The sequence below is a fragment of the Rathayibacter sp. VKM Ac-2879 genome (assembly GCF_015351245.1).
Taxonomy (GTDB): domain Bacteria; phylum Actinomycetota; class Actinomycetes; order Actinomycetales; family Microbacteriaceae; genus Rathayibacter.
Genome location: NZ_JADKSO010000001.1, coordinates 906,300 through 928,345, shown reverse-complemented (window position 1 = coordinate 928,345; position 22,046 = coordinate 906,300). Strand labels below are relative to the sequence as shown.

Here is a 22,046-nt window from a genome sequence, read left to right as displayed (position 1 = left end):
CACCGGCACCTCGGCACGACAGCGGCGTCTCGGCGCCCGCCCTCACGCCGATGCTCAGGGCAGGAGGAGGACACCGGTCGCGACGAGCTCGCGGACCCGCGGGAGGACCGCGTCGGCGACCGCCTCCTCCTCCACCCGCAGGAGCGACGCGACCGCCGCGACGATCGCCCCGATCGTGAGCTCGCCGTCGCACGCCCCGACGACCGCCGCGAGTGCCGTCTCCACCTCCTCGACACGAGCGAACCCTCCGCCCTGCCGCAGCCGCAGGACCGTCGGGTCGTCGTTCCCCGGCCAGTAGTGCCGCTCCTCGGTCACGTCGCCGGCCACGACCAGGGCGAGGGAGGCGAGGGAGCGGTCCTCCAGGGCGGCGAGCGCCTCCGTCGCCTCCAGGCAGTGCGCGAGATGCCCACCGAGGCCCGCCGTGGCCACCGGACCGTCGAGCCGCTCGAGTCGGCGCAACGGCGGGCGGGCGCTCGTGGGCAGGCGCAGCGTCACGTAGCCGAATCCGACGCCGGTCACCCCCCTGCGCTCGAAATCGCTCAACCACGCGTCGACCAATGTGTCGAACTCGGCGCCACGCGTGGTGCCCCCGTCGCGGATCCACGTCTCGGCGTACACCGCCGGATCCTGTCGCTCGCGCTCCACGATCCACACGTCGAGCGGAGACACCGCCCCAGCCCGACGCACGTTCCGGCCGGCGGGCTCGACCTCGACGGCCTGGATGCCGGGGCCATCGAGCCAGTCGGCGATCCGATCGAAGGCGTCCGCGCCCTCGCGGTACTCCCAGTTGCCGAGCAGCTGCGCGACTCCGCCCGGCACGAGATGCTCGGCGGCGCCGAGGATCACCTGCCGCACGATCTCGTCGCCCTCGAGGCCGCCGTCGCGATACTCGTAGGCGGGAATGCCCTCGGCGCGCGGCGTGATGACGAACGGCGGGTTGCTGACGATGTGGTCGAAGCGCTCGCCGGCGACCGGCTCGTAGAGGCTGCCGAGGCGGAACTCGATGGTGTCGATCTGATTGAGCGCAGCGGTGAACGCGGCGAGGGTCAGCGCCCGCTGCGAGATGTCGGTCGCCACCACGTGCTCGGCGTGTCGGGAGGCGTGGAGCGCCTGGATCCCGCAGCCGGTTCCGAGATCGAGGACGCGTCCGACCGGGCGCTGGATCATCAGCCCGGTGAGAGTGAGGCTCGCGCCACCGACGCCGAGCACGTGATCCTCGGCGAGCGCGCGCCCGAGCGCGAGCTCGCCCAGATCGGAGGCGATCCACCAGGAGGCGGCGCCGTGCACATCGACGACATCGTACGGCCGCAGATCGAGAGCTGCGACCACCGCGGAGCCCGCGTCGATGCGCACGAGGCCGAGCTCGATCGCGCCCTCGAGGGACAGCGCGCGGAACGCCTCCTCCGCCTCGTCGGACGACACCGGATCGGCCAGCAGGAACAGCCGCGCGAGAGACGCCAGAGGGCCGCGAGCGCTGGCGCCCTCCAGCGCGCGGCGGGCGGGAATGCGGTCGCCGCGGTGCAGCGCCTGCCCCGCGGCGTCGCCCCAGAGCTCGCGCACGGCGTCGACGCGGTAGGAAGCACGGGTCAGGTCGTCACGCAAGAGCGCGATCCGGACTCGGTCGAGGGGGGCTGCTGACTGCACCGCTCCATCCTCGTGCACGGGCGCACGACACAACGTCAGCCGAGACGCTCTCTCACGCACCGTCGTGCGCGAGAAGCCATCCTGGCTGAGGTTGTGCGTTTACGATCGGGGCATGCCCCTCATCGGAGAGTACGAACCAAGCACATCCGCCTGGGCCCGCGAGCAGGCCGAGCTTTACGAGCGCACCGGAGGAGCCGAGGGCAACCTCCTGCGCGGCCGACCCATCATCGTCCTGACCACCGTCGGATCGCGCAGCGGCAAGCTGCGCAAGACCGCGCTCATGCGGGTCGAGCACGACGGCGAGTACGTCGTCGTCGCCTCGAAAGGTGGCGCGCCCGAGCATCCCGTCTGGTACGGCAACATGCTCAAGGAGCCGCACGTCGAGCTGCAGGACGGCCCGGTGAAGAAGGACTACACGGCCCGCGTCCTCGACGGCGATCAGCGCGACGTCTGGTGGGACCGCGCGGTCGCGGCGTGGCCCGACTACGCCGAGTATCAGGCCAAGACCGAGCGGCAGATCCCGCTCGTGCTGCTCACGCCCTGGTCCTGAGCGCCCTCACGCGGGGTCGACCCGCGCCGCGATGAGATCGAGCACCCGCGGGTGCGAGAGCAGGGCGAAGTGCCCGACCACCGATACGGCGATGTTCTCGCGCGCGCCCGTCAACCTGCTCCCGCCGGGGATGTACTGGTCTCGCATCCCGTAGATCGACGTGATGCGCGCATCCGCCTCCCGTTCGGCGAGGAGTCGCCGGATGAGCGGCCGGTGCGGCGAGAACTCGCGCAATGCTCGGGCCGGCGCGATCCGGGCGAGGGAGGAGCCGTTGAACGGCGTCGAGACGGCGATCATCCGGTCGATGCGCCGCTCCTCCCGGTCGTCGACCACCATCATGTGCTTGCCGATCAGCCCGCCCTTGCTGTGCGCGACGACGACCACGTCGCGCACGTCGCGTTCGCGCAGGTAGCGCTGCCCGAGCGCGGCCGAGGCGACGATGGGGCGCGTGTTGTAGCCGAGCGCGGGCAGCACGTGGATGGGGTGCCCGCTCGCGTGCAGCCGCTCGGCCACCGGCCGCAGGAACTGCCACGTCTCGTAGATGCCCGGAATCAGCAGCACGGGCGCCCCGTCTCCGGAGGCGTACTGCGACACGTCCCACCCCTCGCGCAGGTGCGTGAAACGGGAGGCGTAGGCATAGCGGTAGTCGCGGAGGTAGCCGGCGCGTAGCGTCGCGGAGGAGCGTCGGCGTCCGGACTCACGGGCCGGCATATGCCTCCTCGAGTGCCCTGATGTCGAGCCGCCCCATCGACAGCATCGCCTGCATCGCGCGGGAGGCGGCCTCGGAGTCGCCGCCGCCGAGCAGCTCGGGGAGCACGGTCGGCACGACCTGCCACCACAGGCCCCAGCGGTCGCGCACCCAGCCGCACCGGCTCTCTTCGCCTCCGGCGGCGAGCGCGTCCCAGATGCGGTCGAGCTCCTCCTGTGTGGTCACCGTCACGACGATCGAGATCGCCTCGGTGAAGGTGAACTGCGGGCCCGCGTTGATCGCCTGGAAGCGTTGCCCGCCGAGCTCGAAGAGCAGCGAGACCACGGTGCTCGGCGCCGGCGAGCCCTCGGGCACGACCTGGCGGTCGAGGATCCGCGAGCGCGGGAGGAGCCCTGTATAGAACTCCACAGCCTCCTCGGCCGCGTCGTCGAACCACAGGAACGTGCTGATGGTGCTCATGGGGCCTCCTCGTCGCCTTCAGTGTGCCGTCGAGGAGGCTCCCGCGCGAGCGGTCAGAGCGGGTTGACCCCGAAGGCGGTCGCCAGCTTGTCGATTTTCTTGGCACGGCCGAGACGCGGCAGGTCGCTGCCGTCGCGAATGACCCGGCCACGGGCCTCGAAGTCGTCGAGGAAGTCGCGCGCCCAGGCAACGTCGGACGGAGTGGGGCTGATGACCTCGTTGATCACGGCGAGCTGCTCGGTGTCGAGGCAGAGCTTGCCCGTGAGGCCGAGCGAGACGGTCAGCGCCGACTGCTCGCGCAGCACCGGGTGGCTGTTCGACACGGTCGGTCCGTCGATGGGGCCTGGCAGGTCGCCGATGCGGGAGGCGACGACGAGGCGGGAGCGCGGGTACGCCATGGCGAGGTCGTCGGCGCTCGTCCCCGTGTCGCGGCGGTAGTCGCCGCTACCGAAGGCGAGGCGGAAGGTGCCTCGGGCGCGGGCGATCGAGACCGCCTCCTCGATGCCGAGCGCCGACTCGACCAGCGCGAGCACGGGAGTGACGCCGCCGAGGCGATCGAAGGTCTCGGTCACATGCTCGGCCGCCTCGGTCTTCGCGAGCATGACCCCGGCGAGGCCGGGCAGGCCCTTGAGCGCGTCGACGTCGTCCGACCAGAACGGCGTGGAGTGGTCGTTGATGCGAACCCAGGCGCGCTTGTCGCCCTTCAGCCACTCGACCACGTCGGCGCGCGCGTCCGGCTTGGCCTTGGGGTCGACCGCGTCTTCGATGTCGAGCACGATCTGGTCGGCCCGGGAGGCGTGTGCCGCGTCGAACGTCTCGGTGCGCGTGGCGTTGACCAGCAGCCACGAGCGGGCGATCTCGGGGGCGACATCGCGCCCCTTGCGCTGGCCGGGGGCGGCGATGGTCGTCTGGGGCAACGTCACGGGTGTTCCTCTCGGTGGCGCGGTCCTCGCTCCGCGGGTGCCCTCGCGAGCGCCGGGGTCAAGGGTAACGGTTGGGCGCGGCGCCCGGCTCGGAAGGCGCTCAGCTCTCTGCGCGCTCCGCCAGCCCCATCGCGAAGGCCGCCTGGCCGATGTGCTGTGCGTCGTCGTCGACGACCGAGACGAGGCGTACGCCGAGCGTGACCGGCGGGTCCCAGCTGTCGTCGACCACGCGCTCCAGGTCGGAGTCGTCGAGCGCGTCGAGGAAGGCGAGCGTGCGCTCGTGCACCGCGTCGGCGTAGGAGGCGAGCAGCGGGGCGGGGAGCGCGGCGAGCGCCGCGACCTGCTCGGGATCGTGGCCGAATCCGGTCTCGGCCGGGGCGAAGGGGAGGCCCGAGCGCTCGTGGAACCCCTCGGCCGTCCAGGCTTGTTCGTGTCCGGCGAGGGGGGCGAGGTGGTCGTCCTGCACACGCAGGAGGTGCCAGACGAGCCAGGCGGGCGAGTTGGCCCGGGCGTCGGCCCGGAAGGCGAGCCGCTCCGGGGTGCTGTCCTCGAGGACGGCGTGCACGTTCTCGTGCACCCGGCCGAAGGCGTCGCGGAGGAGGTCGATCGATGCGGTCATGGCTCCAGCCTGGCGCGGTTCCTCCCCGCTCGACACCCCTTCTCGGGCGCCTCGGAGAGAAGCGGGCTCCGAGCAAGTGCGGAGGGGGATGCCGGATACTCGCTCCGGTGACCTCCTCGAACCTGGCGACCAAGCCGTGGCTGTCCTCCTACGCCGACGGTGTGCCCTCCGAGATCGACCCGCCCACCCAGACCCTCGTCGACCTGCTCGAGGATTCGGTGGCCCGCTTTCGTCGGCGCGACGCGCTCGAGTTCTTCGGCGCGACGACGAGCTATGCCGAGCTCGGCGAGAAGGTGTCGCGCGCCGCGGAGGGCCTGCGCCGCCTGGGCGTCTCGGCCGGTGACCGCGTGGCGCTCGTCCTGCCCAACTGTCCCGAGCACGTCATCGCCTTCTACGCCGTGCTGCGGCTGGGCGCGATCGTCGTCGAGCACAATCCGCTGTACACCCCTCGGGAGCTGCGGCGGCAGTTCGAGGACCACGGCGCACGCTTCGCGATCGTATGGGACACGATCGCCGACATGGTTGTGACGATGCCCGCCGACGTCGGCGTCGAACGCGTCGTCTCGGTCGACCTCACCCGTTCGTTCCCCCTCGTCAAGCGCGTGGCCCTGCGCCTGCCCCTGCCCAAGGCGCGACGGGCTCGCGCGAGGCTGACCACACGTCCGCGCTCGCGTTCCCTCATCGCTTTCGCGAGCCTCCTCGAGAACCGCCGCCTGGCCCGCTCCTACCCCCGCCCCTCCCTCGGCGACACGGCGCTGCTGCAGTACACGAGCGGTACCAGCGGCACCCCGAAGGGAGCGATCCTCTCGCACTCGAACCTCCGAGCCAACGCGATGCAGGGCCAGGCCTGGGTGCCGGGCCTGCGCGAGGGCGACGAGACGTTCTATGCCGTGCTGCCGCTCTTCCACGCCTACGGACTCACGCTCTGCCTCACCTTCGCGATCAGCATCGGCGCGAAGGTCGTGCTGTTCCCGACCTTCGACGTCACGCTGGTCACGACCGCCGCCAAGTCCTCTCCGCCCACGTTCCTGCCCGCCGTGCCGCCCATCTACGACGCGCTCGCGCGCGCCTCCGAGCGGCACGAGGTCGATTTGCGGAGCATCCGGTTCGCGATCTCGGGAGCGATGGGGCTGCCGGTCACGACGGTCGACCGTTGGGAGCGCGCGAGCCGGGGCCTGCTCGTCGAGGGCTACGGCATGACCGAGAGCTCTCCCGTCGCGCTCGGCAACCCGGTCGGTCCGAGCCGTCGCCCCGGCACCGTGGGCGTGCCGTTCCCGAGTACGACGATCCGCATCGTCGATCCGCACGATCCGTCGGTCGATCGCGCGCCCGGCGAGGCCGGAGAGCTGCTCCTGCACGGCCCGCAGGTGTTCCAGGGCTATTGGAGGCGTCCCGACGAGACGGCCGCGGCCCTCCTCCCCGGTGGCTGGCTCCGAACCGGAGACATCGCCACCGTCTCCGTCGACGGATTCGTGACCATCGTCGACCGCGCGAAAGAGCTCATCATCACGGGAGGCTTCAACGTGTCGCCGTCGGAGGTCGAGGGCGTGCTGGAGTCCCATCCCGACGTCGTGCGCGCCGCGGTCGTCGGCCTCCCCCGCTCCGACGGGGGCGAGAACGTGGCCGCCGCCGTGGTCCTGCGTCCGGGTACCGCCGTCGATCCCGAGGCGTTGCGCGACTTCTGCCGCCGACAGCTCACGCCGTACAAGGTGCCCAAGACCATCGTGGCGGTCGACGAGCTACCGACCTCGCTCATCGGCAAGGTCCTGCGCCGGGAAGTGCGCGCGCGACTCCTGGAGTGAGCCGCGGAGCCGCCGAACCCCCACCGTCGAACCCGTCGAGAAGGAGCCTCCTGTGATCGAAGACGACCGCACCCCCGTCATCCTGGGCGGCGCCCGCACGCCTTTCGTCCGTTTCTCCGGCGCCTTCGCCTCGCTCTCGGCGACCGATCTCGGTGCTGCGGCCGTGCGGGCCGCCCTCGAGCGATCCGGCGTCCGCGCTGACGAGGTCGACGCCGTGATCCTCGGGCAGGTGATCCAGGCGGGAACCGGTCAGGGGCCTGCGCGCCAGACCTCCATCCGGGCGGGCCTGGGCTGGGAGGTGCCGACCGTCACGCTCAACAAGCTCTGCCTCTCGGGGCTCACCGCCGTCATCGACGCCGCCCGGCTCGTGCGCGTCGGCGAGGCCGACGTGGTGGTGGCAGGCGGCCAGGAGTCGATGACCAACGCGCCGCACCTCCTCCGCGGCTCGCGGGGAGGCGTGGGAGTCGGCGATCGCCCCCTCGAGGACGCTCTGCTGCTGGACGGTCTCCTCGATCCCTTCGACCAGCGGATCATGGGCCGCGTCACCGACGACGGCAACGCCGAGCGCGGCATCCGCCGCGAGCGTCAAGACGCGTTCGCCGCCCTCTCGCACCAGCGGGCGGCCCGAGCCCGCGCCGCGGGGGTGCTCGCGGAGGAGATCGTGCCGGTGCGTGTCCCTCAGCGACGAGGAGGCGAGACCCTCGTCACCGACGACGAGGGGATCCGCGAGGACAGCACCGCCGAGGTGCTCGCCCGGTTGACGCCCGCGTTCTCGCCCGAGGGGACCATTACCGCAGGCAGCTCCTCGCCGCTCTCGGACGGTGCCGCCGCGCTCGTCGTCGCGAGCCGTGGCTGGGCCCGCGCACACGGACTCTCGTGGCTGGCGGCGGTCGGCGAGCACGGCCAGGTCGCGGGGCCCGACAACTCGCTGCACTCGCAGCCCTCAGCCGCGATCCTCCGAGCGCTGCGGCGTCGGGGAGGCGCGGTCCGCGACCTCGACCTCATCGAGATCAACGAGGCGTTCGCCTCGGTCGTGCTGCAGTCGGCCGACGATCTGGGCGTGCCTCCCGAGAGCGTCAACCTCGACGGAGGCGCCATCGCGCTCGGACATCCCGTTGGCGCCTCGGGCGCACGGCTGGCTCTGCATCTGGCGCTCGCCCTGCGGCGCCGCGGAGGCGGTCTGGGCGTCGCGGCCCTCTGTGGCGGGGGCGGCCAGGGCGAAGCGTTGCTGCTGGAGGCCTGATCCCTCCCGTTACTCTCGATGGATGAGCATCCTCAGCGCCGACGGTCTCTCCTTCGTGACCGAGCGGCACCTGGCCACCCTCTCCACTCCGGGTCGTCGCGGCCGTCTACACGTCGTCGCCGTGGGCTTCACCTATGAGGAGGGAGTGGTGCGCATCATCACCTCTCGCGAGAGTCAGAAGGTGCTCAACGTGCGCCGCGGAGGCACTGCGACCGTCGGCCAGGTCGACGGCATCCGCTGGCTCAGCCTCGGCGGCCCCGCCTCGATCGAGGAGGAGCCAGACGCCGTCGCGCACGCGGTCGAGCTGTACTCGCAGCGCTACCGTGTGCCGCGCGAGAACCCGCTCCGCGTGGCCATCCGCATCGATGTCGACCTCGTGCTCGGCTCGGCGGGCCTGCGCGCCGAGTAGTCGTGTCGCGGGCCCTGGGCGGCGGAGGCAAGGCCTCGTGAGGGCGGTCACCGGCCTGCGCGATCAGCGTCGTTGGAGGCGACGTCGTGCAGAGCTGAGGACCTGTATCGAGCGTGAGTGGGTCGCGTCGCAGCAACCGAGGACGACGGATGGTCAGACGCGGCGACGACGCGTCTGACCATCCGTCGTTCATGCTCGGTCGTACCCGCTGCGGTAGAGGTAATACATGAGTCCGATGCGCTTCGCTTGTCCGGGCGAGAATCTATCCATGCAGTAGTCGGTTCCATAGCTCATGAAGTTATGGACAGGGTCAAGGCCTGCTGCCGGACACGTGTCGAGATTCTCGTCGCAGGAGAAGATGTTGTCGCCGCTGTCCTGCGCGGGGGTGTCCGCAACGCCATCGCCGTCACCTCCGCAGCCGTTCTCGAACGTGTGCGACAGACCCAGCCAGTGACCAACTTCGTGGACGACCGAGTCGCCGAGGTTGTAACCGCCGAACGCTCCGCCGGGCATGGAGTCCGTCGTCACTCTGACGCCGTCCTGCTTGCCGTACCAGCCCGCATCCCAGGGCATGTTCGCCACCCCGAGCACGTCGCCCTTGAGATGACCGACGAAGATGTTCAGGTCGCGGAGACCCCCCTTGTGCAACGCCGTGGACAGCTCTTTGTCGGTGTCGTCATACGCCCAGAAGCTGGACCACGCACTCTTGTTCGTGAAGTCGGCGTTGATCAGTCGAAAGGTGAAGGCGGTCTTCGCGTCGGTAGCGGAGGCCTTTCCGGAGTAGGCGGCGTTGAGGACGGTCATCTGTTGCTTGATCTGGTCCAAAGAGATGCCGCCAGAGCCGTCGTCGTTCTGGAGGACATGCACGTAGGTATTGATCGTGATGACGCCGCCGGGCGCGTTTGAGTTCTTCGTGAGACCCTTCGCCGTGAGCTTCGCCGCGAAGTTCTTCTCCACCTGCTTCATCTGCGCCGGAGTCAAGTCCTCCGTGGGCTCGACGGTGCTGCCGCTTCCCGGGCGCAAGCGGGCCGAGACCGCATTCGTCGCGCATTCCTCCGAAGCGGACGGTGAGGAGCTCGGGCTGGCCGTCGTGGACGGGATCGGGCCAGCGGCGAGCGAGGGGGCGCCGAAAGTCACGGCGAGAAGGAGGGCACCGACCAGTGCGCCTCGGCGACTGGTGAAGAATGATCGGGGATGCATGAGTGGTTTCTCCGTCCGAGGTCAGCTCAGGGTCGGCTTGTGCCGACCGAAGAGCCAGTTTTGAAAGAATGTGGTCAAATCGGTGCCGGAGACGTCCTGCGCGAGGGCGACGAACTGCGCGGTGGTGGCGTTCGTGTACTTGTACTCTTCTGCCCAGCGCTGCAGGAGGGTGGCGAAGGCGTCACTTCCGATGCGCTTCTCGAGCTCGACGAGGACGAGCCCGCCCCGCTCGTACGTCGGACCGTCGAACATGCTCGTTGCTCCCGGATCCACCATGTTCAGCGTCCAGAAACCGTCGTCCGCGGAACGTGCCATCACGCTGTCCGCGCGCTGGTCGAGGCTCTCGCCGCCGGTGTGAGCCGCCCAGGACCACTCGGCATAGGTCGCGAAGCCCTCGTTCAGCCAGATGTCGCTCCACCGCTTCAGGCCGACGCTGTCGCCGAACCATTGGTGGGCGAGCTCGTGGGCCACCGTCTGGGTATCGGTCGTTCCGGTGTAGAGAGGACGGCTTTGGGTCTCGAGGCTGTAGCCGATGTCCGTGCTCTCGCTGATTCCTCCGCTAGAGGAGAAGGGATACGGGCCGAAGCGCGATTCGAAGTAGTCCAGGATCTGGTCGACCTTGCCGAACGAGTCGGCCGTCTGATCTTTACGCCACTGCGGCAGGTTGTTGTCGACCGCCTCGATCAAGGGGATGCCAGACGACGTCGTACGCTGCTTGACGGTGTAATCGCCGATGTCGACCGTCGCGAGGTAGGAGGACATCGGTTCGCCCATGCCGTAGCGGAAAGTGGTCCACCCGTTGCTGGTGCGCGGCTTCGACTGCAACTGCCCGTTCGCCACCGCGGTCTTGCCCTGAGGCACCGTGATGGTGAAGGAGTAGACGGCCTTGTCGGTCACGAGGTCGTTCACGGGGAACCAGGTCGGTGCGCCCTGCGCTTCGCTCGCGACGATGGCTCCCCTGTCGGTCGCCAGCCAGCCGATCGGCGCGCCCGTCTGATCGGTCTGCCATCCCATCGTGCCGCCGTACTCGACCTGCACGATGACCTGGGACGTGTTCGAGACGACTCGCTTCGGCTTGATGACGAGCTCACCCCCGCTGTGCGTGAAGGTGGCCGCTGCTCCCGCCACCTTCACCGCGGTGACGGCCAGGGAGTCGGCGAGGTCGAGGTTGAACTGCGACAGATCCTTCTGCGCGGCGATGACGATCTTGGCCGTCCCTTTGAGCACCTTCGATGCCGGGTCGTAGCGGATCGCCAGGCTGTAGCCCGCTGCGTCGTAGCCGGTATTGCCGTAACCGGGGAAGTAGGGATCGCCACCGTCTGCGCCTCCTGGCGATCCGGTGGCGGCGGAGGCGGGGGCTACGCCCGCGAGGACAAGGGCTGCGCCGGTGGCGCTGGCCATCAAGAGCTTTGAGAGACGATTCACAGCGCAAAGTTAGAAAGCATCTGTTACGGCAGCATTTCCTTTGCGTTTCGCGCGAGCAAAACGTCGCCTTTGCGGCGGGAATCGTCACTCGACGCACGAATCTTGCATGCCACTGCGCACGAGCGCACGAAGCGCGCGCCGGTCGCTGCGACTTCGGGCTGGTGAGCGCAGCCCTGCGGATCGGCGGAGTTCGCCTCCGCGGAAGCGGGCTTCGCGGCACGCGATGCTGACCTCGAACCTGGTCACTCCGATAGCGAGTCGAAGCCGTCTCGCTCCCAGAGGGTCTCCGCGCGCCGGCGCCCTTCGGTGAAACCGCGGATCCGGCTACGGACAGAGGTACTCCGTGGCAGAGTTCCTCGCTGAGAGAGGGCGGGGACTAGGTCTATATTGCGGAGCTACAACAGGAGCAACCGCGCCGCCGTATGAAATGCAAGAGCCGAAGCTCAAACTCATCCTGCTGGCGCAAAACGACGCGCTGCCTTGCACGGAGGCGCCGCGGTAAGAACCACCGCCGCGCCTCCGTGCAAGAGCCGGATCACCAGAGCGAAAGCTCTACCGAAACATGATCAGCAGCTTTCAAATTCGTCTCCATCCGAAACTCGGTCTCGGACCAAGCGACGATCTCGTACTCTTCGCCGGACTCCAGCACGGCCTGGTCGAAATGGCGGTCTCTTCCCCGCGCAGACACACGAATCCGGTACCAACCTGGACCTTGAGCCAGACTCTCCTGCTCAAACGGATCGCCTTCACGGGAACGCACCTCCAGGGAGCCATCCTCGGAGAAAATACTCATCTCTCCGACAACTTCCCAAGAGTCCAGGTCAATTGCTGGCGCCGTTTCCGCCCGGATTGCTGTGACCTCGACGTAACCGTCGTGCACACCGGTGTAGATTTCCAAACCCCCGTCCGGGGTCCTAGCAGAAATCCTATTCTTCCACTCTCGCGTACCCAAGTAGTCCCAGCGATACTCGTCGGCAACGGCAATTGCGTGAAAGTCCGAATAGACGCGCATGATGCTCCGTTCTACTGTGTCGTAGTCACAGCATACTTGTCGTTGTCCAACACTCGTAGCGCCGAATAGAACGCAGATAGCGTCCCACCCTGACTCGAGTTGTGGCCGGCAGTCACCATGCAGCGACTGTACGCAGCTCCGGTTGCGGAACGGCCGTTCGCGATAGAACACCAACCGAACGTCCGCGCACATCCAACGGCCCCCACATGGTCCGGACGACGATCTCGGCAGCCTCGAGCAGGATGCGTTCCGCGTCTCCTGAGCCGCCATCGATCAGGCGTCGGCCGAAGATCCCCGAGCGATAGAGCGATCCCATCCCGTCGCCGAGGAACGGGCCGATCTCGCGTTCCATTCTTCGCGCCCGCTCGACGACCTCCGGGGAGCCTTCCACCCGTGTCTGCCACATCGCCGAGCGGACCACCACGAGCGCGCCGCTCTCGTTGCGTGCGGTGCGATACCACCGGCCATTGCCATTGGCGGCCCAGACGGGATGCCATCGGTCGCCCAGCAGCACTGTCCGTCCTCCTTCGGCGAGGTGGATTGTCCCGTCGGATCGGCACGTCACGACGGCATCCGGGCTGCCTTCGTCGGCGAAAGGGAGCTCGGCGTCGCCCCGATCCGGGAGAGCGACGAATCCCTCGTACGCGATCCGCGCGTTCAACGCATCGGACGCGACGACCGTCGAACGTGGCACGGAGCCGTCGGCCGCGATGACCCACGGCACATGGGCCGAGATCATCGTCGAGTCGAAGCCGTCTCGCTCCCAGAGGGTCTCCGCGCGCCGGAGCCCTTCGGTGAAACCACGGATCGGCGTCTTCCGCGTCGATGCGTCGGGCCCGGGCACCCAGAAGCCCGCGATCCCATGCACAGCGGGAGGCGTACCCGTCAGGAGCGTCGCCAATCCTGTCGGCGTCTGACAATTTGGGCGCGGAGCCTCGGCGCTCCCCCACTGCCCGTCAGCACGGAGACCGGCGACCACGGGAAGGGTCCATCTCTCGATGAGAGCGTCGACGATCCAGGCTGCCGCCCCGTCCCAGATATGCCAGAGGACTTTCACGGTCGGCCGCCGACCAGCTGGACGAGATCGGAGATGCTGTCAATCACGTGATCGGCGACCGGCAGGCTGGGATCCCCCACCTGATCGCTCGCTTTGCCGGTGCGCACTTGGACGGATTCGAGGGCGGCGTCCACCGCCATCCTGATGTCGCTCGAACGGTCGTCACCCACGACGACAATGCGCCGGAATCGATCCCGCCCTCCGGCCGAGGCGATCGCGAGCTCGACGAAATCGACGCTCGGCTTGCCGAGGACCTGGGCCGTCGCACCCGTCGCGTACTCGAGCGCCGCCACGACCGCTCCCGTGTCGATGTGGTCTCCGTCCGCTGCACGGAAGTAGCGGCCTCGCTGCAGAGCGAGCAGCTGAGCGCCGCGACGGATCGCGTCGAACGCGCGGTCGAGCAGTTCGTAGTCAAGCAACCCCGCGACATCGCCGACGACTACGGCGTCCGCCGGTTCTCCCCGTGAAGAGACCGGGTGGACCACTGCGCCCAATTCACTCGCGACACCCTGGTTGACCATGAGCACAGCCCGCCCGAGACCCGCGAGTCGTCGCGATGCGGCCGCGACCGGGGTGAAGACGTCGGCGACGTCCATAGGCCCGAGGCCCAGTCCCTCCAGACGCCGGGCGATGGTGTCGGTGGGCGTCGAATCCGTATTGGTCATGAAGCGGAGGGTGGCGAGGGATCTCAACGAAGCCACCGCCCGATCGGCGCCCGGGACGAGTTCCTCCCGCTGGTAGAGCGTGCCGTCCAGGTCGCAGAGCACGAGCGTCTCGCGGTCAGGCATAGCGCTCCCCGAGCGACTCGTCGGAGTCGACGGCTTCCCGCAAGAAGGACAACGTCGAAGAGGTGCCGCGTGTCGTCGCGAAGCCCTTCTCCTCGAGGAATGCCTCGAGCCAGAGAGCGATGCCCTCCATCTCCCGCATGATCTCCTGGCCACCCAAAGAACCGGTAGGTGCTCCTGCACATCCACCAACAGAACCGCGATCACAAGATCTGAGAGTGGGGCCGAGCGAACGGCTACCCAGTGACCACCCACGGTGGTGTGCTCTCCAACGCCAGCCGAGGTGCGTACGAGGCAGCTCATGCCAAGGGTGATAAGATCTCGCTGAGCGCGACCGGAGCATGAAGCCACGCTACACCGGGCGTCGCTCAAGCTTCTTGAGACGGCGCTCGTGATCCCTGAGGGCATGCTCGTGCTCGTTGGAGATCGCGTTGGCTTGGCATTCAAGGGTGTCCTTCACGGCTTCGACGCGGTCGAGACGACCGTTGATCTGCACGAGCTCTCCTCGAATTTCTACAATGCTTCCATCGAATCGATCCAGGCGCTCATCGAACGAATCAAAACGGCTGTCGAGCGCATCGACGCGCTTGGTCATATAGCTGAAGATTCTGTCGAATTGGTCATCTTTCATAGCTGTGCCCCATTATGGCGTCTCAGTGTCATCGCGGGAAGTGTAGAAAAACAACGAGAGCGCCAATGCCCGCCGGAACCATCCGATTGCTACACGTCGGCCATCTTGGTGCAGTAGTCGATGTAGAGACAGAACATATCGGCGTGGCGCTCGGCGTTCACGTAGATCTTCGCGATTTCCATGAATTCGAGAGGCGCGAACCCCTCGCGCATGAGCTTCTGGGAGCGTTATTCAAAAGGTTGTTTACCGGCCGGTTCAGTAGAGTGCGAGTGCGGTGACGATGCGAATGAGGTAGGGGAGTTCGCCCAGTCATCTTCGGTATCCCGTCGAAAGGATCTTCCAGTTCTTCCCGTGGGCGATGCGTCGTTGGATGACGAGCGGATGATGGAGATGTGTCGGTTCGTTTTCTTCGTATTGTTGTCGAGCGTTTCGGTGCGGGATCGTTTGCGGGGGGTGATTGCTGTGGTGCCGATGTGGCCGGGGTCGGCGATTCAGTCTGTGTCATCGAGGATCAGCTCCCAGATGCAAAGCTGTGAGTGCGGCGCGGTCGTGTCTGGCGCCTGCGCGGGTTCCGATACGGCGAGGATCGGCCGCGGTTTGCACGTTCACGCCTTGGCGGTGTCGCTTCCCGGAGTGGTTCGATCGACCGGTCGGCGCGGTTCCGCGTCGGCACGTCGAACGATCTGCCGGTAGCTCTGGGAGACCGCGGGCTGCGAGATATCGGGCAAGTCTGCGATGACGGCCTGGTTCAGGTTCTGCCGCGACAGCAGCAGCGCGACGAGCACCTGCTGCCGCAGGTTCAACGCAGCAGGTGCTCCCGGTATTGACGGGCGGAATGAGAAGATCTGGAATATCCGAGCAACCCATTCCGTGACCTGCCCAGAATTCAAACCTGCAGTAGAGCCATAGCGCATCAACTTCTCGTTCCGGGAATCGAAAGTGTAGGAACTTCCCTTCTCTCGCGCGAGAAATCGATGTCCCTAGAACGACACGAACGAATCAGACCTCAGGAATAAGACTGCAAGATTTCCTCGGATTACCGTGCGTATTCTGACAAAGGATAGCGAGTTGAGAAATGCATGTTGAGTTCCGCGTGCGGAACCCATAACCGACGAGGAGTTTTACTTGATGGCATTGAAATATCGAGTACTCGATGTTTTATCGAGGAGTAACCAGAATGAAACGGGACAGCTCAGCGCCCGGCTACGTCAAAAGCACACGGCGAAGAGCTGGGCGGAGACGGTCGAACGGATCGTCGGCTAGTCACCTTCGCTGGCCCCTTCGGCTTGAGTCACGCGCGCAACATCGTCGGCGCGCCGACGCCCAGTCCATAACAAATCGGTCCTCATCGCTCCTTAAAATAACGGAACATATGCCGTTCCCGAGTAACCGCTACACCTAGACAAGAACCGAGCAACAATGCCATAGACGCCAAAATAACAATTCGCCCAACTCCGAGCAAGATCGCACCTCGATCAATCGGAGATTCGAGTATCACGACAAACGCCGCACAGGAGAAGATCGTGATGTTCGCCGCTATAAGCCAAATGGAGTTCTCGGCAGTGGCCTGCACCACGAGGGCTGATCTTCTTACACCAACGTGCAACGCCGATGACAGTTCGAGGCGACGGGACCGAGTCAAGGCATAGCCCAGAGAAATCGCAAAAATAAGCGCGCTGGGAATCGCAATTAATGATTGCCGAGTATCTACAACTTCTGCGACATCATAATTCTCACCCAATCGGCTGTTCAGCTGACTCACGGTCGGCTTCTCGACGTTGCCCGGGGCGACCGCCGTGAGGATAAATGATGCGGCTTGCGACTGAACAAACGGGACATCGAGCCAACAAGAGTCAAACATTTCATTCGCCGGTGCCGGCACTAGAACCGACCAGCCGAGCCCGGGAAGTCGTCCGTCGTCAGGGTAGTTGAAAATTCCCGCAACCGAAACAGGACCGCTCTTAGTCGGAACGACATCCCCGACCCCGACGCTCAACGCGGTGGCTACGTCTTGAGAGAAATACAGGCCGGCAACTCCGGGATCGTGCTGATTGTCGAGAAGTTCGATGAACTTAGGAGTCACTCTTTTCGATGGCACCGCAGAAGATGGAAGGGCTTCGAAGACAACGCCTTCGCCCTCCGACAACGCTCCCGCTGCGCGAGCGCCCGACACTCTTGCAAGACGTTCACAAGCGGTTCCAATTACGCTATTTGCAGAACTCACGGTCGAGATTGTTGCCCCAGCCGCCTGAAATTCCCGGAACTTCCCAAGAACGGACGTAACGGTGACGGCGTCATAAACACACAATGAGCCAACCACCACAACGAAGCAGACAAATGCGAAGAGAGGCTTGCTCGTACGAGTGGAAACGTTTCTCAAGGCCTCGGAAAGCACAACCGAAAGCCGCAATTCAGACCACCAGCTCGATGGTCGTGCTGCAGGCCGAGGCCGCACGCGGGTCATGTGTTGCAACGACCACAATGCTTCCACCGCTGGAGACCTGCGCTAGTGCCTCGATGACCACTTCCGCTGTCTTGGTGTCGAGCTGTGCAGTCGGCTCGTCAACTAGGAGCAGATCTGGCGAGAATGCAACTGCTCTTGCTAGCATCAGACGCTGAGCCTCGCCACCAGAAAGCTGAGCGAACGGCGCGCCTTTTCTGTCCCGCAATCCAAACGTTTCAAGCAAGGACATGGCTTGTTCCTCGGCGGCCTTACGTTTCTCGCCTTTTGCGAGCAAAGGCAATACAACGTGGTCAACGGCTGTTCTTCTCGCGGATCCGTGAGGATTTTGAAACACCCAGCCAGTACTTGTGATACCAGTCTTCACGATTGACCCTGACGTCGGATCCACAGAACCGGCTACGATGCCCAGGAGCGTGGACTTTCCGGAGCCCGATGGTCCCATGAGGGCGTAGCTCCGCGAGGGCAGGAAGATGTGAGACATAGGAGCGAACAAGAATCCTTTGCCGTTAAAAGAATGTTGTACCTCGAGCAGCTCGACGGACTTCATATTCGGATCCCTCGAGGTGTCGCTCAATTCTAGGCCTGACACGTACTCGGAGGGTCGGCTAAGACATCCACACTTTGTGGCACCTCAGAATTCGGAAACAGAACATATGTCTTGCCAAGCTCGGATCCTACGACATCTACGACGAGACTTTCTCCGTTTGAGCTGACACAACCACGCGCATTGTTCAAAGCGAAGACAGCGCCTGGAGGGACCGCCCACGTTTCGAGAGGCGAAGCGAGCTCGAGACTTGCGTCAATGACCACCCCGCCGCCCGAAGCCTCAGGCTGCGCGCTTCCGGCCGCGCCGGACACATCGGAACCTTGAGATGCCTGCGCGAACGTCGGGCTTGCTCGCAGGGTGGCAATCTCTTCCGAGGACACAATTCGTCCGGATTCGTCGACCGCGAGACGGAGATCACCCACTACAGCGACTCGAGGTCCGGGAACTAGATCGCTTGGGAGCGCACTCACGTTGGCGCCTGTCGCTTGTGTTTCCAGCGCGGCGACGACATCCCCGGTCGCGACTGACGCTCCGAGCGCAATAGGGCACGATGCCGCCGTTCCCGTTTCCATCGGCAGCCAAACGACTTCATCTTTCGAGATCGTATCAACCGACGAGGGAACGCCGCCAATTTCACGAATTCGATTGTTCACGACCTGGATCGATTTTGATCCTAGAACTCCATCCACTCGGACATTCTCACCGAGGCGCACCAGCTCAGCTTGCAGCGCCCGAACGTCGTCGCCGCTGTCTCCAGCGCGTAGATCACGATACAGAGGTGTGGTCGTTGCCAGGCTCAGCAACTTGACGCCATCCACCGCGATGAAATTGCTCCAAGACATAATGGCGATACCCGGAACGCATCCGATGGCCGTGACAGTTCCCGTCCGTGGAACCTGCACCTCCGTTTGGGCACCCTGAGCGACTGTCAGCTTCACAGCACGAGCATCTAGGAGGGTCTGAGACGTCAATTCGAAATTCGCCTGCGCCGACGAATCAAAAGCAGCGGACTGCGGGATGACAGGTGACGCGGAAAGGGCAAGGCCTGCGACGAATGCTGAGCCCGCGATAGAGATGCCTGCCAGCACAGTGAGTCCGAACCCTTTAGCCCTCATGCCGATTTCCAGTCTGCGACAGCCTGACTTCACGGTCAGCCGCTATGCCGAGCACCTTCAAGACTGGACGCCAAGCGGATCGACCCGGCACTCTTCGAGGGTGTCACGACCTTTGTCTTCGTCGACGAAAGGAAAGTCGTCGCGAGTAGTGTCGCTCGTGTAGTCGCTGATCGAGTAGGATGACGGAACAACTCCTGCCTCGACGAGACAATCGACGATGAGGGTGTCTTCGTCCATCCTGTCCGGATTACGGTGCGTCCAACTATATAGCGAGCCGATCTCCGCCTCACCCGAATCACGGGAACAAGACTTCACGTCTTCATTGGCAATGTCTGCATCTGTGTCAGGCGGGAAATTGAGGTTGAACGAACCGTCCAGCTTGTATTCGTCGATTTTATACCCCAAACCGGACACGCAACCCTTGAAGCGATCGATCATTTCTGAATACTCTTGCTCGGAGATTGCTCCATCAACGATTGCGTTCCGCGAGAAGTCATCCGATGCGCGTTCGTAGCTGGCCGAGAACTCAGCAGCCCAGGGTCCGGTGAATTTGACGTCTGACGGGGCTAGCGCGGCTCCACTTGGGGAAGGAGATGGACTTGAACACGCGGTGAGACCTGAGAGCAAGATTGCGCATCCCAACAATGACCACTTTTTTGTCAACATGTCTAACCGCCCGGAGATTAGGCTAAGCCCGTTGTGAGGCGTTAGCTGGAAAGTTTTCAGTCATCCTACCGCGTGCCGGCGGACGCTCGGCCCGCCGGCACACTACCACCTAGGAGAGTACGTCGTAGTAGGCGGTGTTCCCCGTCGCCTTCATCGGGGACCAGTGAGCAACGGCGAGGGTGGAAGACGGCTTCCACCCGCTGTAAGCACATCCCTGATATCCACAGGCGGTGGACTTGTGGGTCTTACCGCTGTGCTGGTACTCGGAGTAGACCTGTCCGCCGCTACCGTAGATGCCGCCAGATCGAACACCGTGGTTCCAGACCCCGCCCTCAGACGGATAGACAGTCGTGGCGGAGGCGGCAGTAGCACCGACCATGACGAGGCCGCCTGCGACCAGGATGCCAGCGGCGATTTTTGCAACCTTGCTTCGGATCATCTTTCCCCATTTCTCCGTAGCACCAAGCGGTGCCCCCATTAGCGTTATCGCTGTGGGGATAGTAACACCTCTACAGTCGACACCTAAGCTGAATGTTTCCGTGCTGTTGCACGAACATGCAAGAACCTTGATCGTCTGCTGAAACCGCCCGTGCATGACCCCCCACCTTTCTACTGACCGACCAGGCCTTTCTCGGCCGAGGTGGCCGTCAGGCGATGGTCTCCGCACAGGCCTACTGCCACCTTAATGAGGGCGAGAACGTAGAGACATGTCGTCTCAACTACAGTCCTGCGAGCAACTCTCGTCCCGCAGAGAGGCCGCGAATCTAGCTCGTAAGGCGGATGCACTCCGCTGACACATAGTCGATGGAACTTGACCGCGAAAAACTTCGTCAGTACGTTGCGAGCGGCGGACACCCTGGTGCATCGTCGACGAGCTCCTTCTCGGACTCACTGCTGGGAAACCGTGGGTCAGCTCCGGCCGATCTCGACCACAACTCCAGCGAGAGCCTGACGGATGCCTGAGCGCTCGAGGCGGCACACGTCCTCCACGAACGCGTCCAACAGCTTCCGCACCTCATCGACCTCATCCGCCTGCACACGGCGAAGTCAACAGAAACCCGAACGAATTAACAGACCTTACCAAGTACTACTAGAGGCCACTCCGAGAATATTTCAAGTCTTGCAGGACCTGCTGCACTTAGGCGCAACTGATCACTACAGCGGTCAGGCTCTACTTCTTCAGCCCGACGATAGGCAGGTCAATGATTCGGCGGCGCGCACGCCGAGAGGCATCGACGTAGGGACGGAAGGCCGTCCGGAGCTCCTGGCTGTTCTTCGGAGACAGGTCAATCTCGTAGATGTCGTCGTCGATTGAGAACCGCACCGTCGAGCCGTCTGGTGCCAGCAGGCCGTCGACAAGGGTCGCTTTCTTCGCCACTCCCCCAGTCTGCGCCATGCGCACTCCGGCGTAGAATTGGGGCTGCTGAGGGTTCGGTTGTCTCCTGAGGTGTGGTGGCCGTTGGTGGCCGTTGGGAGGATGGCAGTCATGCCGAAGCCATATCCGGAAGGGTTTCGCCGGGATGTCGTCGCCGTCGCGCGGAAGGGCGGGACGCCGCTGGCGCAGATCGCGAAGGACTTCGGGATCTTGGAGAACTCGATCACCAACTGGATGAAGAGGGCCGATGCCGAGGACGGCGTGAAGTCCGGCGTTGCCTCGGCCGAATCCGCCGAGATGCGGGACCTGAAGCGCCGTAAGCGGCTTCTGGGGCAGGAAGCGGAGGTGATGTGGCGGGCTCTGGCGTACTTCGCTTCCCGCGAGGTCGGCCCAAAATGGGGTTCCCGCTGGTCCTTGAGCTTGCCGCAGACGGTGTCCTCGTCGCGGTGCCCTGCCGGGTTCTGGGTGTCACGAGACAGGCGTTCTCTGCCGGGAAGAAGCAGTCGTTCTCGGACCGTGTCTGGGACGACGCCCACCTCATCGACGCCGCGTTCGATGGCCACCGTGACGATCCGACGTTCGGGTACCGGTTCCTCGCTGAGGAGCTCAGAGCGGCCGGATTCACCGCGTCGGAGCGGCGCGTTTTGCGGGTGTGTTCGCAGCAGCGGATCTGGTCGGTGTTCGCGAAGAAGCGCGGCCTGGCCCGTAAGGCCGGGCCGCCCGTGCACGAGGACCGGGTCCGTCGCGTGTTCGCCGCATCCGGTCCGAACCGGGTCTGGCTGACCGATATCACCGAGCACAACACTGGGAGGGCACGTTGTATCTCTGCGCGATCAAGGACGTGTACTCGAACCGGATCGTCGGATAGTCGATCGACTCGAGGATGAAAGCGTCCCTCGCGGTCCAGGCATTGCGCAGCGCTGTCAGTCACCGAGACCCGGTCGGAACGGTCATACATTCGGACCGTGGATCCCCATTCCGTTCACGGAAACACGTCGCTGAAATCACTGCAGCCGGCGTGAAAGGATCGATGGGCAGAGTCGGCGCGTGCGGCGACAACGCCGACAACGCGCCCTCAGCACACTCACCCCGATCAAGTTCGAGACGATCGATACCACCGCACTCGCGGCACAGAGAACGAGTCAACGAAACCCTCAGCAGTCCCCACCGCCACCCGAGCCTGGATGCTCCAGCAGCGAGCCCGCACCGCACACGCAAAAAGACCCCGTCTAACGACGGGGACTCAAGCTTTGAACGAAGCGGCCTTGACTCTTGCCAAGAGTTTGAATAATAACACTTTGGTGGATCCGAGGGGATTCGAACCCCTGACCTCTTCATTGCGAACGAAGCGCGCTACCAACTGCGCCACGGACCCGTACCTTCGGGACGTCTCCGGCCCGAACAACTCGTC

At 65.1% G+C, this 22,046-nt stretch carries 23 protein-coding genes, 1 tRNA gene and 3 pseudogenes; 6 read left to right on the top strand and 21 right to left on the bottom strand.

Features of this window, described 5'->3' with window-relative positions; all coding sequences use genetic code 11:
- Nucleotides 1-54: 54 nt before the first annotated feature.
- A complete protein-coding gene (locus ITJ45_RS04615) occupies nucleotides 55-1,644 on the bottom strand; it encodes a methyltransferase (RefSeq protein WP_194607613.1) in 1,590 nt (529 codons plus the stop codon).
- A 112-nt stretch (nucleotides 1,645-1,756) separates the two neighbouring features.
- Here ITJ45_RS04615 and ITJ45_RS04610 point away from each other — a divergent pair, with 112 nt between their 5' ends.
- Entirely contained in the window at nucleotides 1,757-2,194 is a 438-nt protein-coding gene (locus ITJ45_RS04610; protein ID WP_194607612.1) for a nitroreductase family deazaflavin-dependent oxidoreductase, read from the top strand.
- Between the two features lie 6 nt (nucleotides 2,195-2,200).
- Here the strand turns inward: ITJ45_RS04610 and ITJ45_RS04605 are convergent, their stop codons facing one another.
- From ITJ45_RS04605 to ITJ45_RS04590, 4 genes are all read right to left on the bottom strand, one after another.
- Nucleotides 2,201-2,905, bottom strand: coding sequence for an esterase/lipase family protein (locus ITJ45_RS04605; protein ID WP_194607611.1), 705 nt, complete (start codon nucleotides 2,903-2,905; stop codon nucleotides 2,201-2,203).
- Nucleotides 2,892-3,362: a VOC family protein gene (locus ITJ45_RS04600; protein ID WP_194607610.1), complete on the bottom strand. Its 471-nt coding sequence runs from the start codon at nucleotides 3,360-3,362 to the stop codon at nucleotides 2,892-2,894. Before ITJ45_RS04600 ends, ITJ45_RS04605 begins: the two co-directional genes overlap by 14 nt.
- 53 nt (nucleotides 3,363-3,415) lie before the next feature.
- Nucleotides 3,416-4,285 (bottom strand): HpcH/HpaI aldolase/citrate lyase family protein, encoded by an 870-nt coding sequence (locus tag ITJ45_RS04595; RefSeq protein ID WP_416365264.1) that lies wholly within the window; start codon nucleotides 4,283-4,285, stop codon nucleotides 3,416-3,418.
- A 100-nt stretch (nucleotides 4,286-4,385) separates the two neighbouring features.
- A complete protein-coding gene (locus ITJ45_RS04590; RefSeq protein WP_194607609.1) occupies nucleotides 4,386-4,904 on the bottom strand; it encodes a mycothiol transferase in 519 nt (172 codons plus the stop codon).
- Nucleotides 4,905-5,011: 107 nt separating this feature from the next.
- Between ITJ45_RS04590 and ITJ45_RS04585 the strand changes: the two genes are divergently transcribed.
- The 3 genes from ITJ45_RS04585 to ITJ45_RS04575 are packed head-to-tail and all read left to right on the top strand — an operon-like array spanning nucleotide 5,012 to nucleotide 8,358.
- Nucleotides 5,012-6,706, top strand: a complete 1,695-nt coding sequence (locus ITJ45_RS04585) for a long-chain-fatty-acid--CoA ligase (protein ID WP_323742854.1) — start codon at nucleotides 5,012-5,014, stop codon at nucleotides 6,704-6,706.
- Between the two features lie 55 nt (nucleotides 6,707-6,761).
- Nucleotides 6,762-7,949 (top strand): acetyl-CoA C-acyltransferase, encoded by a 1,188-nt coding sequence (locus tag ITJ45_RS04580; protein ID WP_194607749.1) that lies wholly within the window; start codon nucleotides 6,762-6,764, stop codon nucleotides 7,947-7,949.
- Nucleotides 7,950-7,971: 22 nt separating this feature from the next.
- Nucleotides 7,972-8,358: a pyridoxamine 5'-phosphate oxidase family protein gene (locus tag ITJ45_RS04575; RefSeq protein WP_194607607.1), complete on the top strand. Its 387-nt coding sequence runs from the start codon at nucleotides 7,972-7,974 to the stop codon at nucleotides 8,356-8,358.
- A 189-nt stretch (nucleotides 8,359-8,547) separates the two neighbouring features.
- Here ITJ45_RS04575 and ITJ45_RS04570 read toward each other — a convergent pair whose 3' ends face one another.
- The 15 genes and pseudogenes from ITJ45_RS04570 to ITJ45_RS04505 all read right to left on the bottom strand — a co-directional run bounded on the left by ITJ45_RS04570 (nucleotide 8,548) and on the right by ITJ45_RS04505 (nucleotide 20,638).
- On the bottom strand, nucleotides 8,548-9,558 hold the full coding sequence (locus ITJ45_RS04570; RefSeq protein ID WP_194607606.1) for a zinc metalloprotease: 1,011 nt from the start codon (nucleotides 9,556-9,558) through the stop codon (nucleotides 8,548-8,550).
- Between the two features lie 21 nt (nucleotides 9,559-9,579).
- Nucleotides 9,580-10,983 (bottom strand): M1 family metallopeptidase, encoded by a 1,404-nt coding sequence (locus tag ITJ45_RS04565; protein ID WP_194607605.1) that lies wholly within the window; start codon nucleotides 10,981-10,983, stop codon nucleotides 9,580-9,582.
- 535 nt (nucleotides 10,984-11,518) lie between these two features.
- Complete coding sequence (locus tag ITJ45_RS04560) at nucleotides 11,519-11,995, bottom strand: hypothetical protein (RefSeq protein WP_194607604.1); 477 nt, start codon at nucleotides 11,993-11,995, stop codon at nucleotides 11,519-11,521.
- Between the two features lie 112 nt (nucleotides 11,996-12,107).
- Nucleotides 12,108-12,509, bottom strand: coding sequence for a hypothetical protein (locus ITJ45_RS14000; RefSeq protein WP_228500687.1), 402 nt, complete (start codon nucleotides 12,507-12,509; stop codon nucleotides 12,108-12,110).
- A 201-nt stretch (nucleotides 12,510-12,710) separates the two neighbouring features.
- A pseudogene (locus ITJ45_RS14435) lies at nucleotides 12,711-13,052 on the bottom strand (alkaline phosphatase family protein); the annotation flags it as partial.
- Complete coding sequence (locus tag ITJ45_RS04550) at nucleotides 13,049-13,840, bottom strand: HAD-IIA family hydrolase (RefSeq protein ID WP_194607602.1); 792 nt, start codon at nucleotides 13,838-13,840, stop codon at nucleotides 13,049-13,051. The pseudogene ITJ45_RS14435 and the gene ITJ45_RS04550, both read right to left, overlap by 4 nt.
- Nucleotides 13,833-13,979, bottom strand: a complete 147-nt coding sequence (locus tag ITJ45_RS04545; protein WP_194607601.1) for a hypothetical protein — start codon at nucleotides 13,977-13,979, stop codon at nucleotides 13,833-13,835. Before ITJ45_RS04545 ends, ITJ45_RS04550 begins: the two co-directional genes overlap by 8 nt.
- 210 nt (nucleotides 13,980-14,189) lie before the next feature.
- A complete protein-coding gene (locus tag ITJ45_RS04540; protein ID WP_194607600.1) occupies nucleotides 14,190-14,432 on the bottom strand; it encodes a hypothetical protein in 243 nt (80 codons plus the stop codon).
- 641 nt (nucleotides 14,433-15,073) lie between these two features.
- On the bottom strand, nucleotides 15,074-15,271 hold the full coding sequence (locus tag ITJ45_RS04535) for a hypothetical protein (protein ID WP_194607599.1): 198 nt from the start codon (nucleotides 15,269-15,271) through the stop codon (nucleotides 15,074-15,076).
- Between the two features lie 542 nt (nucleotides 15,272-15,813).
- Nucleotides 15,814-16,692: a hypothetical protein gene (locus ITJ45_RS04530; protein WP_194607598.1), complete on the bottom strand. Its 879-nt coding sequence runs from the start codon at nucleotides 16,690-16,692 to the stop codon at nucleotides 15,814-15,816.
- 187 nt (nucleotides 16,693-16,879) lie between these two features.
- A complete protein-coding gene (locus tag ITJ45_RS04525) occupies nucleotides 16,880-17,479 on the bottom strand; it encodes an ABC transporter ATP-binding protein (RefSeq protein WP_194607597.1) in 600 nt (199 codons plus the stop codon).
- A gap of 29 nt (nucleotides 17,480-17,508) precedes the next feature.
- Complete coding sequence (locus ITJ45_RS04520; protein ID WP_194607596.1) at nucleotides 17,509-18,567, bottom strand: peptidoglycan-binding domain-containing protein; 1,059 nt, start codon at nucleotides 18,565-18,567, stop codon at nucleotides 17,509-17,511.
- An 84-nt stretch (nucleotides 18,568-18,651) separates the two neighbouring features.
- Nucleotides 18,652-19,032: a hypothetical protein gene (locus ITJ45_RS04515; RefSeq protein WP_194607595.1), complete on the bottom strand. Its 381-nt coding sequence runs from the start codon at nucleotides 19,030-19,032 to the stop codon at nucleotides 18,652-18,654.
- A 337-nt stretch (nucleotides 19,033-19,369) separates the two neighbouring features.
- On the bottom strand, nucleotides 19,370-19,639 hold the full coding sequence (locus ITJ45_RS14430; protein WP_416365269.1) for a lactococcin 972 family bacteriocin: 270 nt from the start codon (nucleotides 19,637-19,639) through the stop codon (nucleotides 19,370-19,372).
- Nucleotides 19,640-20,431: 792 nt separating this feature from the next.
- Nucleotides 20,432-20,638, bottom strand: a complete 207-nt coding sequence (locus ITJ45_RS04505) for an Lsr2 dimerization domain-containing protein (RefSeq protein ID WP_323742853.1) — start codon at nucleotides 20,636-20,638, stop codon at nucleotides 20,432-20,434.
- A 108-nt stretch (nucleotides 20,639-20,746) separates the two neighbouring features.
- On the opposite strand from ITJ45_RS04505, the pseudogene ITJ45_RS14425 reads away from it, so the two are divergent.
- Together ITJ45_RS14425 and ITJ45_RS13995 are read left to right on the top strand one after the other, a co-directional pair.
- Nucleotides 20,747-20,900 (top strand): annotated as a pseudogene (locus tag ITJ45_RS14425) (transposase); the annotation flags it as partial.
- Nucleotides 20,901-20,950: 50 nt separating this feature from the next.
- Nucleotides 20,951-21,698 (top strand): annotated as a pseudogene (locus ITJ45_RS13995) (IS3 family transposase); the annotation flags it as partial.
- A 236-nt stretch (nucleotides 21,699-21,934) separates the two neighbouring features.
- On the opposite strand, the gene ITJ45_RS04495 reads toward ITJ45_RS13995, so the two are convergent.
- Nucleotides 21,935-22,010 (bottom strand) — tRNA-Ala (locus ITJ45_RS04495).
- Between the last annotated feature and the right edge of the window lie 36 nt (nucleotides 22,011-22,046).

Excerpts from the sequence above, each read along its gene's own strand:
- ITJ45_RS04610 (WP_194607612.1), top strand. The coding sequence starts at position 1,757 with ATGCCCCTCATCGGAGAGTACGAACCAAGCACATCCGCCTGGGCCCGC.
- ITJ45_RS04550 (WP_194607602.1), bottom strand. The coding sequence starts at position 13,840 with ATGCCTGACCGCGAGACGCTCGTGCTCTGCGACCTGGACGGCACGCTC.
- ITJ45_RS04605 (WP_194607611.1), bottom strand. The coding sequence starts at position 2,905 with ATGCCGGCCCGTGAGTCCGGACGCCGACGCTCCTCCGCGACGCTACGC.
- ITJ45_RS14430 (WP_416365269.1), bottom strand. The coding sequence starts at position 19,639 with ATGGTCGGTGCTACTGCCGCCTCCGCCACGACTGTCTATCCGTCTGAG.
- ITJ45_RS04525 (WP_194607597.1), bottom strand. The coding sequence starts at position 17,479 with ATGAAGTCCGTCGAGCTGCTCGAGGTACAACATTCTTTTAACGGCAAA.
- ITJ45_RS04545 (WP_194607601.1), bottom strand. The coding sequence starts at position 13,979 with ATGCGGGAGATGGAGGGCATCGCTCTCTGGCTCGAGGCATTCCTCGAG.
- ITJ45_RS04570 (WP_194607606.1), bottom strand. The coding sequence starts at position 9,558 with ATGCATCCCCGATCATTCTTCACCAGTCGCCGAGGCGCACTGGTCGGT.
- ITJ45_RS04515 (WP_194607595.1), bottom strand. The coding sequence starts at position 19,032 with ATGATCGATCGCTTCAAGGGTTGCGTGTCCGGTTTGGGGTATAAAATC.
- ITJ45_RS04600 (WP_194607610.1), bottom strand. The coding sequence starts at position 3,362 with ATGAGCACCATCAGCACGTTCCTGTGGTTCGACGACGCGGCCGAGGAG.
- ITJ45_RS04560 (WP_194607604.1), bottom strand. The coding sequence starts at position 11,995 with ATGCGCGTCTATTCGGACTTTCACGCAATTGCCGTTGCCGACGAGTAT.
- ITJ45_RS04540 (WP_194607600.1), bottom strand. The coding sequence starts at position 14,432 with ATGACCAAGCGCGTCGATGCGCTCGACAGCCGTTTTGATTCGTTCGAT.
- ITJ45_RS04590 (WP_194607609.1), bottom strand. The coding sequence starts at position 4,904 with ATGACCGCATCGATCGACCTCCTCCGCGACGCCTTCGGCCGGGTGCAC.
- ITJ45_RS04575 (WP_194607607.1), top strand. The coding sequence starts at position 7,972 with ATGAGCATCCTCAGCGCCGACGGTCTCTCCTTCGTGACCGAGCGGCAC.